This is a genomic window from Caulobacter sp. 17J80-11 (assembly GCF_014349105.1).
In the GTDB taxonomy this organism is placed as follows: domain Bacteria; phylum Pseudomonadota; class Alphaproteobacteria; order Caulobacterales; family Caulobacteraceae; genus 17J80-11.
Genome location: NZ_JACSJI010000005.1, coordinates 56,870 through 72,378 on the forward strand (window position 1 = coordinate 56,870; position 15,509 = coordinate 72,378).

General features: G+C 70.0%; 20 protein-coding genes and 1 tRNA gene. 13 read left to right on the forward strand and 8 right to left on the reverse strand.

Annotation, left to right across the window (positions count from 1 at the left end; all coding sequences use genetic code 11):
* The first annotated feature begins 32 nt into the window (after positions 1 to 32).
* Positions 33 to 590: an ActR/PrrA/RegA family redox response regulator transcription factor gene (locus H8B08_RS07015; protein ID WP_187449493.1), complete on the forward strand. Its 558-nt coding sequence runs from the start codon at positions 33 to 35 to the stop codon at positions 588 to 590.
* A gap of 5 nt (positions 591 to 595) precedes the next feature.
* On the opposite strand, the gene mmcB is transcribed toward H8B08_RS07015, so the two are convergent.
* The gene (gene mmcB / locus H8B08_RS07020) at positions 596 to 1,036 is read right to left on the reverse strand and encodes a DNA repair putative endonuclease MmcB (RefSeq protein WP_187449494.1); all 441 of its coding nucleotides are present in this window, start codon (positions 1,034 to 1,036) and stop codon (positions 596 to 598) included.
* A 54-nt stretch (positions 1,037 to 1,090) separates the two neighbouring features.
* Positions 1,091 to 1,633 carry a lipocalin family protein gene (locus tag H8B08_RS07025; protein ID WP_187449495.1) on the reverse strand — a complete coding sequence of 181 codons (543 nt, stop codon included), beginning with the start codon at positions 1,631 to 1,633 and terminating at the stop codon, positions 1,091 to 1,093.
* A 25-nt stretch (positions 1,634 to 1,658) separates the two neighbouring features.
* Here H8B08_RS07025 and H8B08_RS07030 point away from each other — a divergent pair, with 25 nt between their 5' ends.
* The 4 genes from H8B08_RS07030 (at position 1,659) to ptsN (ending at position 5,303) form a co-directional block, all read left to right on the forward strand.
* Positions 1,659 to 2,423 (forward strand): NAD-dependent deacylase, encoded by a 765-nt coding sequence (locus H8B08_RS07030; protein ID WP_187449496.1) that lies wholly within the window; start codon positions 1,659 to 1,661, stop codon positions 2,421 to 2,423.
* Positions 2,424 to 2,518: 95 nt separating this feature from the next.
* Complete coding sequence (gene rpoN, locus H8B08_RS07035; RefSeq protein ID WP_187449497.1) at positions 2,519 to 4,048, forward strand: RNA polymerase factor sigma-54; 1,530 nt, start codon at positions 2,519 to 2,521, stop codon at positions 4,046 to 4,048.
* Positions 4,049 to 4,129: 81 nt separating this feature from the next.
* Positions 4,130 to 4,732: a ribosome hibernation-promoting factor, HPF/YfiA family gene (gene hpf, locus H8B08_RS07040; protein ID WP_187449498.1), complete on the forward strand. Its 603-nt coding sequence runs from the start codon at positions 4,130 to 4,132 to the stop codon at positions 4,730 to 4,732.
* Between the two features lie 106 nt (positions 4,733 to 4,838).
* Complete coding sequence (gene ptsN, locus H8B08_RS07045) at positions 4,839 to 5,303, forward strand: PTS IIA-like nitrogen regulatory protein PtsN (protein ID WP_187449499.1); 465 nt, start codon at positions 4,839 to 4,841, stop codon at positions 5,301 to 5,303.
* 30 nt (positions 5,304 to 5,333) lie between these two features.
* Here ptsN and H8B08_RS07050 read toward each other — a convergent pair whose 3' ends face one another.
* Entirely contained in the window at positions 5,334 to 5,588 is a 255-nt protein-coding gene (locus H8B08_RS07050) for a DUF1150 domain-containing protein (protein WP_163260920.1), read from the reverse strand.
* Between the two features lie 45 nt (positions 5,589 to 5,633).
* A complete protein-coding gene (locus H8B08_RS07055; protein ID WP_187449665.1) occupies positions 5,634 to 6,044 on the reverse strand; it encodes an Hsp20 family protein in 411 nt (136 codons plus the stop codon).
* 233 nt (positions 6,045 to 6,277) lie between these two features.
* On the opposite strand from H8B08_RS07055, the gene H8B08_RS07060 reads away from it, so the two are divergent.
* On the forward strand, positions 6,278 to 6,496 hold the full coding sequence (locus H8B08_RS07060; RefSeq protein ID WP_187449500.1) for a hypothetical protein: 219 nt from the start codon (positions 6,278 to 6,280) through the stop codon (positions 6,494 to 6,496).
* Between the two features lie 77 nt (positions 6,497 to 6,573).
* On the opposite strand, the gene H8B08_RS07065 is transcribed toward H8B08_RS07060, so the two are convergent.
* From H8B08_RS07065 to H8B08_RS07075, 3 genes are all read right to left on the reverse strand, one after another.
* A complete protein-coding gene (locus H8B08_RS07065) occupies positions 6,574 to 7,227 on the reverse strand; it encodes a tetratricopeptide repeat protein (protein WP_187449501.1) in 654 nt (217 codons plus the stop codon).
* A gap of 114 nt (positions 7,228 to 7,341) precedes the next feature.
* Positions 7,342 to 7,417 (reverse strand) — tRNA-Ala (locus H8B08_RS07070).
* 172 nt (positions 7,418 to 7,589) lie between these two features.
* On the reverse strand, positions 7,590 to 8,048 hold the full coding sequence (locus tag H8B08_RS07075) for a TIGR02300 family protein (protein ID WP_187449502.1): 459 nt from the start codon (positions 8,046 to 8,048) through the stop codon (positions 7,590 to 7,592).
* 123 nt (positions 8,049 to 8,171) lie between these two features.
* On the opposite strand from H8B08_RS07075, the gene aroA reads away from it, so the two are divergent.
* The 5 genes from aroA (at position 8,172) to mscL (ending at position 12,937) form a co-directional block, all read left to right on the forward strand.
* Positions 8,172 to 9,506: a 3-phosphoshikimate 1-carboxyvinyltransferase gene (gene aroA, locus H8B08_RS07080; protein WP_187449503.1), complete on the forward strand. Its 1,335-nt coding sequence runs from the start codon at positions 8,172 to 8,174 to the stop codon at positions 9,504 to 9,506.
* Complete coding sequence (gene cmk / locus H8B08_RS07085) at positions 9,503 to 10,141, forward strand: (d)CMP kinase (RefSeq protein ID WP_187449504.1); 639 nt, start codon at positions 9,503 to 9,505, stop codon at positions 10,139 to 10,141. The genes aroA and cmk overlap by 4 nt, the downstream gene beginning before the upstream one ends.
* Before the next feature lie 166 nt (positions 10,142 to 10,307).
* The gene (gene rpsA, locus H8B08_RS07090) at positions 10,308 to 12,002 is read left to right on the forward strand and encodes a 30S ribosomal protein S1 (RefSeq protein WP_187449505.1); all 1,695 of its coding nucleotides are present in this window, start codon (positions 10,308 to 10,310) and stop codon (positions 12,000 to 12,002) included.
* A gap of 223 nt (positions 12,003 to 12,225) precedes the next feature.
* Positions 12,226 to 12,525: an integration host factor subunit beta gene (locus H8B08_RS07095; RefSeq protein WP_187449506.1), complete on the forward strand. Its 300-nt coding sequence runs from the start codon at positions 12,226 to 12,228 to the stop codon at positions 12,523 to 12,525.
* 7 nt (positions 12,526 to 12,532) lie between these two features.
* Positions 12,533 to 12,937 (forward strand): large-conductance mechanosensitive channel protein MscL, encoded by a 405-nt coding sequence (mscL, locus tag H8B08_RS07100; RefSeq protein WP_187449507.1) that lies wholly within the window; start codon positions 12,533 to 12,535, stop codon positions 12,935 to 12,937.
* 4 nt (positions 12,938 to 12,941) lie between these two features.
* Here the strand turns inward: mscL and H8B08_RS07105 are convergent, their stop codons facing one another.
* Entirely contained in the window at positions 12,942 to 13,418 is a 477-nt protein-coding gene (locus tag H8B08_RS07105; protein ID WP_187449508.1) for a DUF5615 family PIN-like protein, read from the reverse strand.
* An 88-nt stretch (positions 13,419 to 13,506) separates the two neighbouring features.
* On the opposite strand from H8B08_RS07105, the gene H8B08_RS07110 reads away from it, so the two are divergent.
* Together H8B08_RS07110 and zapE are read left to right on the forward strand one after the other, a co-directional pair.
* Positions 13,507 to 14,328 (forward strand): hypothetical protein, encoded by an 822-nt coding sequence (locus H8B08_RS07110; RefSeq protein WP_187449509.1) that lies wholly within the window; start codon positions 13,507 to 13,509, stop codon positions 14,326 to 14,328.
* A gap of 48 nt (positions 14,329 to 14,376) precedes the next feature.
* Entirely contained in the window at positions 14,377 to 15,498 is a 1,122-nt protein-coding gene (gene zapE / locus H8B08_RS07115) for a cell division protein ZapE (protein ID WP_187449510.1), read from the forward strand.
* Positions 15,499 to 15,509 lie beyond the last annotated feature (11 nt).

Here is a 15,509-nt window from a genome sequence, read left to right on the forward strand (position 1 = left end):
TTCTACCTGAGCCCCCGAGAGGAGCTTGGCTGATGACGGACCTCAGTACGGTAGTTTCCGAACTGCCTGATAAGACCGTGCTGGTCATGGACGACGACGCGCCGCTGCGCACGCGCCTGGGCCGGGCTCTGGAAACCCGTGGGTTCGAGGTCGTGCAGGCCGGCACCGTGACCGAGGCGGTTGAGCAGGTGCGCGCCAAGCCCCCGGCCTTCGCGGTGCTGGACATGCGCCTTGAGGACGGCAACGGCCTGCAGGTGGTGCAGGCGATCAACGAGCGCCGCCCCGACGCCAAGGTCGTCATGCTGACGGGCTACGGCAACATCGCCACCGCGGTGGCGGCGGTGAAGGCGGGCGCGGTCGACTACCTGTCCAAGCCGGCCGACGCCGACGACGTGGTCCGCGCCCTGCTGGCCCGCCCCGAGGACAAGCCCGCGCCGCCGGAAAACCCGATGTCGGCCGACCGGGTGCGCTGGGAGCACATCCAGCGCGTCTACGAGCTGTGCGGGCACAACGTCTCGGAGACCGCGCGCCGGCTGAACATGCACCGCCGCACCCTGCAGCGGATCCTGGCCAAGCGCGCCCCGAAGTAAGGGGCTCAGCCCGTCGGCGTCGCCCGCAGCGCCGCCAATCGCCCGAACGCCAGGGTCAGGGCCTTGCGCCTGGCGCCCGCCAGCGGGCTGACCGGCGAGGGCGTCAGCACCGCCCCGCCGAAGCCGTCGGCGACGATCAGGCCCGGCCCCTCCGGCAGGATTTCGCGCGGAAACTCCGGGGCCACGGCGAAATAGAACTCGTCGCAGAACTCCAGGTACTCGCCCCACTTGCGGTCGGTCCGGTAGTCCTCGATCGAGGATTTCACCTCCACGATCGCCAGCTGACCCTTGGGGCTCAGGGCCATCACGTCGGCGCGCCGGCCGTTCGGCAGGCACACCTCGTACAGCGGCGCCCAGCCCAGCGCGGTCATCAGCCGGGCGGTCCCGCGCGTGACCGCGAGCGTGGTCTCGGGGCGGCTGAAGGCGAGCTCGATGGCGGCGGACATGCTGCTAAAATGTTCGCTTTTCGTTCGGCGGGCAAGCCGGGTCGCGTGTGACCCCTAGCCGCCGGCCTTGGCGTCCGATCGGGCCGCGAACTGCAGCTTGCCGGTGTCGTAACCCAGCGCGCGCACCTGCTGCAGCAGCTGGGCGCGCTCCGCCTCGGGCACGCTCGGCTGGCGCGAGAACAGCCAGACGTAGTTGCCGCCCGGGGTGCCGACGACCGCCCAGCTGTAGTCGTCGGCGCGGTCCAGCACCCAGTACTCCTGCTTGATCACGCCGCCGAGGAAGCTCAGGTCGAGCTTCGCCCGGGTGCGCGGGTCGGCGATGGTGGCCGCGCCCTGCCAGATCTTTTTGGGGCCGTCGGGCGAGCCGCGCCGGCAGGTCTGCACGAAGGTGAACCGGTTGCCGGCCTTGCGGGCCCAGTCGGTGGTCGCCGCCCAGCAGTCCTTCTGGTTCGGGTTGGGCGTGCGGGCGATTTCGTACCAGCGCCCCATGAAGCGATCGATGTCGACGGGCTTGGCCGGCTGGGGCGCGGCCGCCTGGACCGCGGCGGCCAGCAGCAGCCCCGCGCAGAGGCCGACGAGGCCTGTACGAACGCGCATCATGCAAATCCCCGGTAAGACGCCGATGAGTCGAACGTGCCCTGCCGGGCCTCGTTCCTCTAGGATCGCCCGGACGGAGGCTACGGTGAAGCTGTTTATTCTGACCGGGGCGGGGGTTTCCGCCGAAAGCGGCCTGGGCACCTTCCGCGACGCCGGCGGGATCTGGACCCGCTACGACCTGCAGCAGGTCGCCACGCCCGAGGGCTTCGCCCGCAATCCGGTCCTGGTGCACGAGTTCTACAACGCCCGGCGCAGGAACCTGCTGGCCGCCGAGCCCAACGCCGCCCACGCCGCATTGGCCCGCCTGGAGCAGGAACTGCCGGGCAAGGGCGGCCGCGTGTTCCTGTGCACCCAGAATGTCGACGACCTGCACGAGCGGGCGGGCTCCAGGGCCGTCCACCACATGCACGGCGAACTGTTCCGCATCCGCTGCGTGCATTGCGGCGACGCCCGCGACTGGCGCGAGGACCTGTCGGTCTTCACCCTGTGCCCCGCCTGCCGCCAGGCGGGCGGCCTGCGCCCCGACGTCGTCTGGTTCGGCGAGGAGCCCCGCGACATGGAGATGATCCAGCGCGAACTGGTCCAGGCCGACCTGTTCGTCTCGATCGGCACCTCCGGCTCGGTCTATCCGGCCGCCGGTTTCGTGGCCGAGGCGCGCCGGGCGAAGGTCCGCACCTGCGAGATCAATCTGCAGCCCTCGGACAACGCGCGTCGCTTCGATCAGGTCGTCTACGGCCCGGCGACCGAGACCCTGCCGGCCTGGGTCGAGAAGGTGCTGGAGCGCGCCTGAGCGGGGTGCGCGGGGGCGCCGCACGGCTCTTCGCCGTCCGTTAACCAACGCCCTGCCATGGTGCACGCAAGAAACAGGCCAAGGGGGAGCGGCAGGTGGCGCTCGGGGCTCGACTCGAACTCAGGCAGGGGCAGGGGCTGGTCATCACCCCCCAGCTCCAGCAGGCGATCAAGCTGCTGCAGCTCTCCAACCTGGAGCTGGAGGCCTTCGTCGAGGCCGAGCTCGAACGTAACCCGCTGTTGCAGCGCGACGAATCCGAAATCCGCCCGGAAGCCGAGGACGCGCCGCGCGCCGAGGCCGAGAGCCGCGAGCTGGAATTTACTGGCGAGAGCGCCGCCGAGGCCCACGAGGCCGTCGACGCCCGCCACGACGATCTCTACGCCGACGAGTCCCTGGCCGAACGGGCCGCCGACCGCGCCGCCGAGCGAGCCGCCGAGAGCGCCGCCGACGCCGGGCCGGCCACCGACTGGAGCCGCACCGGCAAGGGAGGCTCGTTCGACCACGACGGCGGCGAGGACTTCGAGCGCGCGCCGACCGGCAAGTCGCTGCACGAACACCTGGCCGAACAGGCCCTGATGGCCGGGTTCACCCCAGCCGAGCACGCCGTCGCCCTGACCCTGATCGACGCGGTCGACGAGGGCGGCTACCTCCGCGCCGAGACGGCCGAGATCGCCGACCGGCTGGGCTGCCCCGAGGCGGTGGTCGAGCGCGTGCTGGAACGCTGCCAGGGCTTCGAGCCCACCGGCGTCATGGCCCGCAGCGTGCCCGAGTGCCTGGCCCTGCAGCTGAAAGAGATGAACCGCTTCGACCCGGCCATGGCGGCCCTGGTCGACCACCTCGAACTGCTGGCCCGGCGCGACCTGGCCGGCCTGAAGCGGGTCTGCGGCGTCGACGACGAGGACCTGCGCGAGATGATCGCCGAGCTGAAGGGCCTGACGCCCCGGCCCGGCGCCGCCTTCGGGACCGAGGCCGTGCAGGCCGTGGTGCCCGACGTCTTCGTCCGCGCCGACCCGGCCGGCGGCTGGCGCGTGGACCTGAACAGCGACACCCTGCCCAAGCTGCTGGTCGACCAGCGCTACCACCAGAAGGTGGCCGGCGCCTCGCGCTCCGATTCCGAGAAGACCTTCGTCTCCGACTGCCTGGCCTCGGCCAACTGGCTGGTGAAGAGCCTGGACCAGCGCGCCCGCACCATCCTCAAGGTCTCCGCCGAGATCGTGCGCCAGCAGGACGCCTTCCTGGCCTTCGGGGTCGAGTACCTGCGCCCGCTGAACCTGAAGACCGTCGCCGACGCCATCGGCATGCACGAATCCACCGTCAGCCGGGTCACCTCCAACAAGTACCTGGCCACCCCGCGCGGGGTGTTCGAGCTGAAGTTCTTCTTCACCTCGGCCATCGCCGCCAGCGACGGCGGCGCCGCCCACTCGGCCGAGTCCGTCCGCCACAAGATCAAGCAGCTGATCGACGGCGAGCGCGGCGAGGGCGACGTGCTGTCCGACGACCGCATCGTCGAGATCCTGAAGGAGGCCGGGGTCGACATCGCCCGTCGAACCGTCGCCAAGTATCGGGAAGCTATGCGCATTCCGTCTTCGGTCGAGCGCAAGCGGCTCCTGAAGGAAGCCTGCTGAGCGTTCCCGCATCATCGGTACGAAGACCGTCAGGGCTTGCCGCGCTTGACACCACCCCCTCCGCGGCGCGTTGATGTGGGCATGCAAGTCCAAGTCAGCGGCAAGCATGTCGACGTCGGCGAGGCGCTACGCTCGCGGATCGTCACGGAGCTCTCCAACGGAATCGGCAAGTACTTCGAACGCGGCGGCGACGCCGACGTCGTGGTCACGCGCGAAGGCCACATGTTCCGGATGGATACGGTCGTCACCCTCGCCTCGGGGCAGCAGCTGGTGGGCCACGCCTACGGCGCCGACGCCCACGGGGCCTTCGACGGGATGCTGGAACGCATCGAGAAGCGCGTGCGCCGCTACAAGCGGCGGCTGAAGAACCACCACGCCTCCAACGGCAAGTCGGGGCAGGAGACCGCGCCGGTCACCGTCCTGCGCGCCCCCGACGAGGTGCTGGAGGAGGATTACGACGACCACCTCGCCGAAGCTGACGCCAGCGTCCCGCCGGCCGCCATGGTGATCGCCGAGACCGAGCGCCCTGTGCGGACCATGACCGTCTCCATGGCGGTGATGGATCTCGACCTGTCTAACTATCCCGTGATTCTGTTCAGAAACGCCGCGCACGGCGGCTTGGCCGTGGTATATCGCCGGCCCGACGGGAACATCGGATGGATCGACCCGGAGCGGACGCGCTGACTGCGGCGAACACGGCTGCGACCACGTGTCCGGGAAACAACCTAGGGGCGCCGCGTGTTAGAGCGGCGCCCAGCGTACCGCGGGCGTGCGTTCAGTCGGGGGAGTGATGGAGATCGCACAGTTGCTGCAGCGCGACGGCATCGCCGTGCGCGTGAGCGCGTCCTCCAAGCGCCAGGCCCTGGGTGTTCTGGCCGAAGTGGCGTCGCGACGCTTGAAGCGCGAACCTGCCGAATTGCTGGAAGCCCTGCTCGAGCGCGAGCAACTGGGCTCGACCGGCGTCGGCCAGGGCGTGGCGGTGCCGCACGCCCGGCTGGACGGCCTGGATCGCATGGTCGGGGTGTTCGTGAAGCTGGACACGCCGGTGGCGTTCGACGCGGTCGACGACCGTCCGGTCGACCTGCTGTTCGGCCTGTTCGGACCGCGGGACGCCGGGGTCGACCATCTGCGGGCCTTGGCCCGCGTGTCGCGCCTGCTGCGCCAGAAGGACCTGCGCGAGCAGCTTCGCCAGGCGCGCACCGCGGACGCGGTCTACGCCCTGCTGGCCCGCGAGGCGGAGCCGAACGCGGCCTGACGAAGTCTCGGGAAGGTCGCCGGTCAGGTCTTAGTGGACGGACACCGGCTTCAATTCATGCGCCATCGCCGCGGCGACGGCAGATTCCTTGTCGATCAGCACCGCGAGACGAGATCCGTCGGCGCTATGAACGGCGTAGAGAGTCTGATCGGGGTCGAGAGAGAACCCCTTTATGGCTTCCACGGGGGTGCCGGCGAGAATTTCCTTCGCCTTCACTTCACGCACGTACACCAGATCGGGTCCCCCAAGCGCCGCGAAAGCTTCGTTGGTGAACATCGGCGTCATTTCGACCACCTCCTGAACTAAGGAACGTCTCGAGCCGCCGCCGGTTCAGCCGGCGACTCGAATGGGGATTTGCCTGACCGCCCGGGCCGCCTCGGGGCGCGCCACGTCGACGTGCAGCAGGCCGTGCTCCAGGGTCGCCGCCTCCACCTCCATGCCGTCGGCCAGCACGAAGGCGCGGGTGAAGCCCCGGGCCGCTATGCCCCGATGCAGGAAGGCCCGGTCCTCCGCGTCCCGCTCGCCGCGCACGGTGAGCTGGTTGCCCTCCACCGTCACCGCCAGCTGCGCGGGCGTGAAGCCCGCCACCGCCAGGGTGATGCGCACGCGGTTCTCGTCCACGGCTTCGACGTTGTAGGGCGGATAGCTCTCCGCGGCCGCCTTGGCGGCGCGCTCGATGAGGGCGCGGGTGTGCTCGAAGCCGAGCAGGAACGGGCTGTCGAACGGCGCCGGCCGGGTCATGGTCTTCACGAGTCCTCGCGATCAAGCGACTCGAGAGCCCGGTCCCCGGCCCGCCCTGTCGGCGCGGACCGTCCGGGCCCTCAGGGTCCTATTTGTGAACCCGGGGGGCCGATTTCAACGCTGCCGCAAGCGCGCACGGCTCCGCATAACGCGGGTGCGCGGCCGGGTCGCAGCGACGCGACCGGCGAAATCTGGCTTTTTGGCCCCAGTCAGTTTTTCCCGTCGGGGTCCCAATGCTCGATCGCATCATCGGCGTCTGCACGGCCGAACGCCTCTCCGCCCTTCTCGTCTACGTCGTGGGGGCCATCGTCGGCTCCTACGCCGCCAAGGGCATGAGCCCGGTCCAGTGGGGCGGTTCGGCCATGGCCGTGATCGGCGCCATCCTGGTCGCCGTCATCGTCCGCACCTGGCCCGCCAAGAAGGCCGAGACCGCCAAGGCGGAGTCGCGCTGAGGCCTGGGCTCTGGACAGCGAAAAGCCCCCGCCGCGGCGGGGGCTTTTCTGTTGGACGGTTGGCTCGATAGCGGGGCTTACGCCTTTCCGGCCCGCTCCATCTCAACGAGGGTCTCGTCGCACCAGGCCTTCAGCATCCGCCATCCGCGGCCGATCTCGCGAAGGCCGAACCGTCCCCGGGCCATATGCTTGAACAGCAGCCACCGCGCGGCCGGACTGCCCTGCTCGGCGGCCCGTTCGAGCAGGGCGCGCACCTCGAGCCAGTCCTGTCGTGTCCTCGCCCGGCGAAGCCGCATGAGCGCCAAGCGCCATGAAGCCGGGGCCCAATCCATCTCGGCGCCGCTCGCATAGACGGCTTCCTGCGCCTCGGTTTGACCGCGTTGCTCCAGCATCTGCGCGTAGTCCAGCAGAGCGCGCGTGGAGCCGCCTTCGTAGGCCCGGCGCGACCACTCTTCCGCACGCGTCGCGTCCTGGGCGACGCCGCGCCCGGCCCGATAGCACCAGCCCACGCGGCTCATGCTCCACACTGATCCCTGCTCAGCCAGATCGAGGAGGAGCGTGAAGGCGCGGGCGGGGTCCTCGGCTTCGAGGTCGAGGGCTTCGCCTATTCCGTCGCTAGCCGGGTCGAGCGACCAAAGGTCGTCGCTGTTTGTCTGCGTGTAGTCCCAGGCCCGAACATAGTTCCAGGTATCGTCCCGCGACGGGGGCTTGATTTTAGACCACAGGTTCATGGACGCGCCGTCGCTGGCCAGTGCTCATTGTCGCTATGAGTTGCGGCAAAGCCAAGCTGGGGCGGATGGGCCCAGATGTGGCGAAGGCCCGCCGGCGGTCCGGCGGGCCTTCGATGGTGGAGCTAAGCGGAGTCGAACCGCTGACCTCTTGAATGCCATTCAAGCGCTCTACCAGCTGAGCTATAGCCCCGTAGTCTTGAAGTCCCTCGCCGTTCTGGTGTCCGGCGAGGCCGCGTATCTACGCTGAGGGATTTCGGGGATCAAGCCCCTTTTCGCACTAAGTTGGTGCGACGTTTTGGATAACTCTCAGACGCTTACAAAAAAGGCGACGGAGGAGCTCTCCGTCGCCTTTTTCGCCGCGCTTAGCGGTCGTCTTCGTCGCCCTCTTCGGGCAGGCCTTCGATCTCGTCGTCGAAGTCGGCGTCCTCTTCCTCCTCGAGGAAGGGCACCGCGTCGTCCTCCTCCTCAAGTTCGACGTCCTCTTCGAGGTCGACGTCCTCGGCCGGAGCCGCGGCTTCCTCGGCTTCGTCTTCGTCGCCGGGAACTTCCTCGTCCAGGGCTTCGTCGAGTTCGGGGGCGCCTTCGTCCTCTTCCTCTTCGTCGGTGGCGGCCTTCTTGGCCTTCACCTGGTCCTCGGCTTCGTCGTCGAGGTCGTAGTCCGGGGTGACGGCGCGGGCGCGGATGCGACGGGACTTCACCGCCTCTTCGGGGTCGAACTCCTCTCCGCACTTGGGGCAGTGGGCCGGGCGACGACCGAGGTCGTAGAACTTCGCCTGGCAGTTCGGGCAGATCTGTTTGCTGCCGAGTTCGGGATTGGCCAAGGGCTCACCTGTCTCCGAGAAGGGGGCAGATATGGGAAGCGGGCGGCTCCCTTGCCACGCGTCCGGGCCGCTGTCAAAAGCCTCGTTTGTTCTTTCGCCCCCTTGGACCAGGAGGGATCGCGCGTGACCGCGGCCGGGCCGGAACGATTGACCGCGCGGCCGGGCGCGAAGCTGGCCGGAACCGTGCGCGCGCCGGGGGACAAGTCGATCTCCCACCGCGCCCTGATGCTGGGCGGATTGGCCCGCGGGGTGACCGAGATCACCGGCCTGCTGGAAGGCGAGGACGTGCTGCGTACGGCGGACGCGGTGCGCGCCTTCGGCGCGACGGTCGAGCGCCGGGGCGAGGGCCGCTGGCGGGTCGAGGGCGCGGGCGGCTATCGCGAACCGACCGGCGTGGTCGACTGCGGCAACTCCGGCACCGGCGTGCGCCTGCTGATGGGCGCGGCCGCCGGCTTCCCCCACGCCACCACCTTCACCGGCGACGCTTCCCTGCAGAAGCGCCCGATGGGCCGGGTGACCGAGCCGCTCATGCGCATGGGCGCGCGTTTCGAAGGCGGCGATCGCCTGCCGCTGACCGTGCGCGGCGGCGGGCTGCAGGGGATCGAGCATGTCTCCGCCGTCGCCTCCGCCCAGGTGAAGTCGGCCATCCTGCTGGCCGGGCTGCACGCCGACGGCGAGACCACGGTGGTCGAGGGCGCGCCGTCGCGCGACCACACCGAACGCATGCTGGGCGCCTTCGGGGCGAGCGTGGAGGTGCTGGATCGCCCGGACGGCCGCGCCGTCACCGTGCGCCGTTCGAGCCTGACCGGCGCGCCCGTCGACGTGCCGGGGGACCCGTCCTCGGCCGCCTTCCCGGTGGTGGCCGGCCTGGTCGTGCCGGGCTCGGAGGTGCGGGTCGAAGGCGTGCTGCTCAACCCGCTGCGCACCGGCCTCTACGACACCCTGGTCGAGATGGGCGCGGACCTGACCATCGAGAACCGCCGCGACGCCGGCGGCGAGCCGGTCGGCGACCTGGTCGCCCGCGCCTCGCGCCTGAAGGGCGTGGTCGTGCCCCCCGAGCGCGCGCCGTCGATGATCGACGAGTATCCGATCCTGGCGGTCGCCGCGGCCTTCGCCGAAGGCGCGACGGTCATGCGCGGCATCGGCGAGCTGCGCGTCAAGGAGAGCGACCGCATCGCGCTGATGGCGCGCGGCCTGGCCGCGTGCGGCGTCGAGGTCGAGGAGGAGCCGGACGGCCTGATCGTCCACGGCCGCGGGTCCGCGCCGCGCGGCGGGGCCGAGGTGGCCACCGCCGGCGACCACCGCATCGCCATGTCCCACCTGGTGCTGGGCCTGGCCGCCGAGCAGGCGGTCACGGTCGACGAGCCAGGCATGATCGCCACCAGCTTCCCCGGCTTCGTCGCCCTGATGCGCGGCCTGGGTGCTGAGATTCGGGGCGTGGAGATTTCAGAGTCATGAGTTTCGTCATCGCGGTCGACGGTCCGGCCGCCTCCGGCAAGGGCACGGTCGCGTCCCGCCTGGCCGCGCTTTACGGCTACGAGTATCTCGACACCGGCCTGCTCTACCGGGCGGTCGGCGTGGAGCTGCTGGAGACCGGCCAGGACCTCGACGACGCGGCGGCGGCGGAGGCCGTCGCGCGCGGGCTTCACCTGAACCGGCTGAGCGACCCGGGCCTGCGCGGCGGCGTGGCCGGCGAGGCGGCCAGCCGGGTGGCGGTGTTCGAGGGCGTGCGCGCGGCTTTGCTGGACCTGCAGCGCGCCTTTGCGGGCCGCGAGCCCGGCGTGGTGTTGGACGGCCGCGACATCGGCACGGTCATCGCCCCGCACGCGCAGGCCAAGCTGTTCGTCACCGCCTCGCCCGAGATCCGCGCCGAGCGCCGCTGGAAGCAGCTGGTCGGCCAGGGCGAGGACGTCGCCTACGAGACCGTGCTGGCCGACATCCGCCGCCGCGACGAGCGCGACGCCGGCCGCGGCGCCGCGCCCATGGTGCGCGCCGACGACGCCGTCTTGCTGGATACGAGCGATCTGGATATAGAGGCCGCGACCGATGCGGCCCGCCGCATCGTCGAGGCGGCGCGGGCCCGACAGGGCTAAATCTCACCGTGCCGCGCCTCGGACGGCCGCGGGCGACAACCAAGCAGGGTGCGGGATCATCGAGACCCGCGACCCCCTTCGGTTATGAGCCCAAAAAACCGCGCGTGAAGCGACCGCCGCCGCATGGCTGCGCGCGCTTCTCCGTTCCGACAACCGAAAGACCCTTATGACTGACGTTTTCTCTCCCTCGCGCGACGATTTCGCCGCGCTGCTCGACGAACAGCTGGCCGGCCGTGACATCATCGAAGGCCAGGTCGTCCACGGCCGCGTCGTCGGCATCGAAAAGGACTTCCTGATCGTCGACGTCGGCCTGAAGACCGAAGGCCGCATCCAGGTGCGCGAGTTCGGCCTGCTCGCCGACGCGCCGAAGGTCGGCGACACCGTCGAGGTCTACCTGGAGCGCGTCGAGAACGCGATGGGCGAGGCCGTCATCAGCCGCGAGAAGGCTCGCCGCGAGGAAGCCTGGACCCGCCTGGAAGGCGTGTTCGCCGAAGGCCAGCCGGTGGTCGGCTCGATCGTCGGCCGCGTGAAGGGCGGCTTCACCGTCGATCTGGGCGGCGCCTCGGCCTTCCTGCCGGGCTCGCAGGTCGACATCCGTCCGGTCCGCGACGTCGGCCCGCTGATGGGCAAGGAGCAGCCGTTCGCCATCCTGAAAATGGACCGTCCGCGCGGCAACATCGTCGTGTCCCGTCGCGCCATCCTGGAAGAAGCCCGCGCCGAGCAGCGCACCGAGCTGGTCAGCCAGCTGTCGGAAGGCGAAGTCCGTGAAGGCGTGGTCAAGAACATCACCGACTACGGCGCGTTCGTGGACCTGGGCGGCATCGACGGCCTGCTGCACGTCACCGACATGAGCTGGAAGCGCGTGTCGCACCCGAGCCAGGTCCTGGCCGTCGGCGACACCGTCAAGGTCGTGATCGTGAAGATCAACCCGGACACCCAGCGCATCTCGCTGGGCATGAAGCAACTGCAGGCCGACCCGTGGGACGGCGTGGACGCCAAGTACCCGGTCAACGCCCGCTTCACCGGCCGCATCACCAACATCACCGACTACGGCGCCTTCGTGGAACTGGAAGCCGGCGTGGAAGGCCTGGTGCACGTGTCGGAAATGTCGTGGACCAAGAAGAACGTCCACCCGGGCAAGATCGTCTCCACCTCGCAGGAAGTGGACGTGGTCGTGCTGGACGTCGACGCCTCCAAGCGCCGCATCTCGCTGGGCCTGAAGCAGGCTCAGTCGAACCCGTGGGAGGCCTTCGTCGCCGCTCACCCGATCGGCACTGAAGTCGAAGGCGAAGTGAAGAACGCCACCGAGTTCGGCCTGTTCATCGGCCTGGACAACGACATCGACGGCATGGTGCACCTGTCGGACATCGACTGGAACGCCTCGGGCGAAGAAGCCATCGCCCGCTACAAGAAGGGCGACGTGGTCAAGGCCCGCGTCCTGGACGTCGACATCGAGAAGGAGCGCGTCTCCCTCGGCATCAAGCAGCTGTCGGGCGACCCGATGGCCGGCGACGTGTACCGCAAGGGCCAGACCGTGACCGTCACCGTCACGGAAGTGACCTCGGGCGGCATCGAAGTCCGCTTCGGCGACGAAGCCGCCCCGATGACCGCCTTCATCCGCAAGTCGGACCTGTCGCGCGACCGTGGCGAGCAGCGCGTCGAGCGCTTCGCCGTGGGTGACCGCGTCGACGCCCAGATCGTCAACATCGACAAGGCCGCGCGCCGCGTCTCGGTGTCGATCAAGGCGCTCGAAATGGCCGACGAGAAGCAGGCCATCGAACAGTACGGGAGCCAGGACTCCGGCGCTTCGCTGGGCGACATCCTGGGCGCCGCCCTGCGCGAGCGCGCCTCGAAGGAGTAATCTCCTCTCGAAGCCTCAGGCTTGAAGACGAAGCCCGCGCGGAGCGATCCGCGCGGGCTTTTCGTTTGTCCGGCCCCGGAAGCGGCGCCGTTAAGGACGAAAGCTTGGCTGTTGTGCAGGATCGGGCCTTTTTCCGAGGCGCCGCCGGGTGTTATGAGACGAGGCGGGCTTGTGATCGGCGTTCGCCTGACGCAGGATCGCCCGCCTTTTCGGGGGAGCCCGTATGATCAAGTCCGAGTTGATCGCCAGGCTGGCGGCCGAGCATCCGCATCTCACCCACCGCGACATCGAGCGGGTGGTGAACATCATCCTCGACGGTATGGTCGAGGCGCTGGAGAGCGGCGGCCGGGTCGAACTGCGCGGTTTCGGCGCCTTCTCGGTGCGCTCGCGCCCGGCGCGCGCGGGCCGCAATCCCCGCACCGGCGAGACCGTCTCCGTACCGGCCAAGCACGTCCCCTTCTTCAAGAGCGGCAAGGAACTGCGCGAGCGCCTGAACCTGTCGGGCGACGAAGACGCGGCCTGACCGCCCTATGAGCTTCTTCGGCGAATTCCGCACCTTCGCCATGCGGGGCAACGTCGTCGACCTGGCGGTCGGCGTCGTCCTCGGCGCGTCCTTCGGCAAGATCGTCTCCAGCCTGGTCGACCAGGTGATCATGCCGCCGATGGGCCTGCTGATCGGCGGCATCGACTTCGCCCACCTGCAGGTGGTGCTGCGCAAGGACGATCCGGCCACGCCCACCAACGAGCTGGTGGCCATCCAGTACGGCGCGTTCCTGAACACGGTGATCCAGTTCGTCCTGGTGGCCTTCGCCGTCTTCCTGCTGGTGAAGGCGATCAACCGCCTCTATCCGCCGGCCCCCGCCGTCGCCGCGGCCCCCACGCCCAGCGAAACGCTGCTCGCCGAGATCCGCGACGAGCTGCGCAAGCAGGGCTGATCCGTCAGGCCCGGCGCTCGCCCGCCCAGCATGACAGCTTCTCCATCAGCCGCTTCACGTGGCTGCCCGGCCAGTAGACCCGTCCGCAGGTTCGGCAGACCTTCACCGCCTCCGGCGCGGCCTCGACCGTCGAGGGCACGCGCGCCAGGTCGGCCGGCCCGGCCGGCGACAGCGGCGTGTTGTCGACCATGCAGCGGCTCATCGGGGCCAGCAGCCAGTCGATGTCCAGCGCCCGCGACAGCGCCCGCGCCTCCGCCTCGCGGTCCTCGTCGACCAGCAGCACCGCCTGCACGGCGGGCAGGGCGGCGGCCATCAGCTTGCGGTCGCGGGTGACCAGCACCCGGTCCTCGCGCCGGCAGCGTTCGATCAGGTCGCGGTCCCGCGCCCCGTCGGCGGCCAGCACGGTGTCGTAGCCCGCCGCCCGCAGCGAGCGGGCCAGCCGGAACAGCATCTCGTCGCACAGCAGGCGCAGCGGGCTCACGGCTGCGGAAGTCCGGACGCCCGGCGCGGTTCCCCGTTGCCAGCCGCCGCGGGACACGGGACTGTTTCGCGGAGCTTGGGGGGACGTGATGCGCAATCCTGTGTCGTTTGTGCTCGGCGCCTTCGGCGGCACGCCCAGGCCCGAGGGCGACCTGCTGACTGTTCAATCCCGGCCGGATCAAGCGGGCGACCGCTACCGCTACGCCTGTGAGACGGAAGTCCGCGAGCGGTCGCCCAAGGGCGCCGCCGCCAGGCGAGGTCGGCACGAGATCCTGGTCGAAATCGTCGAGGTGCAGCCGAAGGGCCTGCTGATCGCCCGCACGCTGGTCGCGATCAGCGGGGCCGAGGGCGGCCTCGGCGACGGCCCGAACCCCTATGAACGCGCCTGGGTCGGCGTGCGCGCGGTGTTCGAGACTGACGGGCGCGGGTTCCCGCTCCGCGTCTCCAACTGGTCGGAGGCGCGAGCGCAGATGCTGGTCAACCTCCGGCGCGAGGCGCCGGGGCCTTCTCCCGACCGGGCGGAGGTCGAGGCGTTCATGGAACAGGTGTCCGCCGACGCCGCCATCGACCTGGTCGGGGCCGATCTAATTGCATTGGGCGGCGCGCGCTCCAGCGGTCCCGTTCCGGCCGGACGCGAAGAGCGGCCGGCGGAGCGGTTCCAGCGGCCCGACGGACGGCGGGTGAAGGTGACCCATACGCTCGAGAACGAGGCGGTGGGTCCTGGCCGCGTCCGGTGCGATCGGATCTCCCGGAGCGACGACGGACGTCAGCTGATCCAGACGACGACGATCCTCTGCACCGAGACCGGCTGGGCGATCGAGCTGGAGAGCGAGCAGTCCGAGACCATCGCCGAGGCCGGCTACGAGCACGTCCAGATCACCCGCATTCGCCGGCTCGACGAGACCGCCTGAGGCGAGCCGCTTTGCCGCGAGCCGCCGCGGCTGCTATGCGGCGAACCCATGCCCGTGTCCGTCCGCACCGCCTACAAGCGCCTCCTGAAGAAGCGCGAGATCCATTCCGACGAGGGCCAGGCCCGGGCGGTGGAGGCCTTCGCGCGGCTGGAGGGCGAGCTCGACAGCCTGAACGATCCCTGGATCCCGCTGCCGTTCTTCTCTCGGGGCAAGGCGCCGAAGGGTCTGTACGTCTGGGGCCCGCCGGGGCGCGGCAAGTCCATGCTGATGGACCTGTTCTTCGATTCCGCCCCGGTCCAGAAGAAGCGACGCACCCACTTCCACGTCTTCATGGGCGAGGTGCACGCCCTGATCGGCGCCTGGCGCGAGGGCGACGCCAGCGCGCGGAAGAAGCGCTTCGGCACGGCCAAGGGCGACGACCCGATCGCGCCGGTCGCCGACCTGATCGCGCGCGACGCGCGTCTGCTGTGCTTCGACGAGCTGCAGGTCACCGACATCGCCGACGCCATGATCCTGGGCCGGCTGTTCGAGGCCCTGTTCGAGCGGCGCGTGGTGCTGGTCGCCACCTCAAACCGCCCGCCCGAGGACCTCTACAAGGACGGCATCAACCGCCAGCTGTTCGTGCCCTTCATCGACATGCTCAAGCGCCGCTGCGAGGTGCTGGAGGTGGCCGGGCCGAAGGACTTCCGCCTCGACCGGCTGAAGGGCGCGCAGGTCTATTTCAGCCCGATCACGCCCGAGACCACCAAGGCCTTCGACCACCTCTGGCGCGACATGACCCGGGTCACCCACGAGGTCGGCGCCACGATCGAGGTGGCCGGCCGACGTCTGGAGTTCCCGCGCGCCTGCGGGGCCATGCTGCGCGCCAGCTTCGAAGAACTGTGCGCCCGGCCGCTCGGGCCGCAGGACTATCTGGCCGTCGCCGCGCGCTTCCAGACCGTGTTCCTGGCCGGCGTGCCGAAGCTGGGGCCGGAGCGGCGCAACGAGGCGCGCCGGCTGGTCACCCTGATCGACGCCCTCTACGAGGCCGGGACCAGGCTGGTGGTGCTGGCCGAGGGCGAACCGGCCGATCTCTATCCCGCCGGCGACGGCGCCTTTGAATTCGAGCGCACCGTCTCGCGCCTGCAGGAGATGCGCTCGGCCGATTACGTGGAGCGCGCGGAGGCCTGAACGGGTTCAGG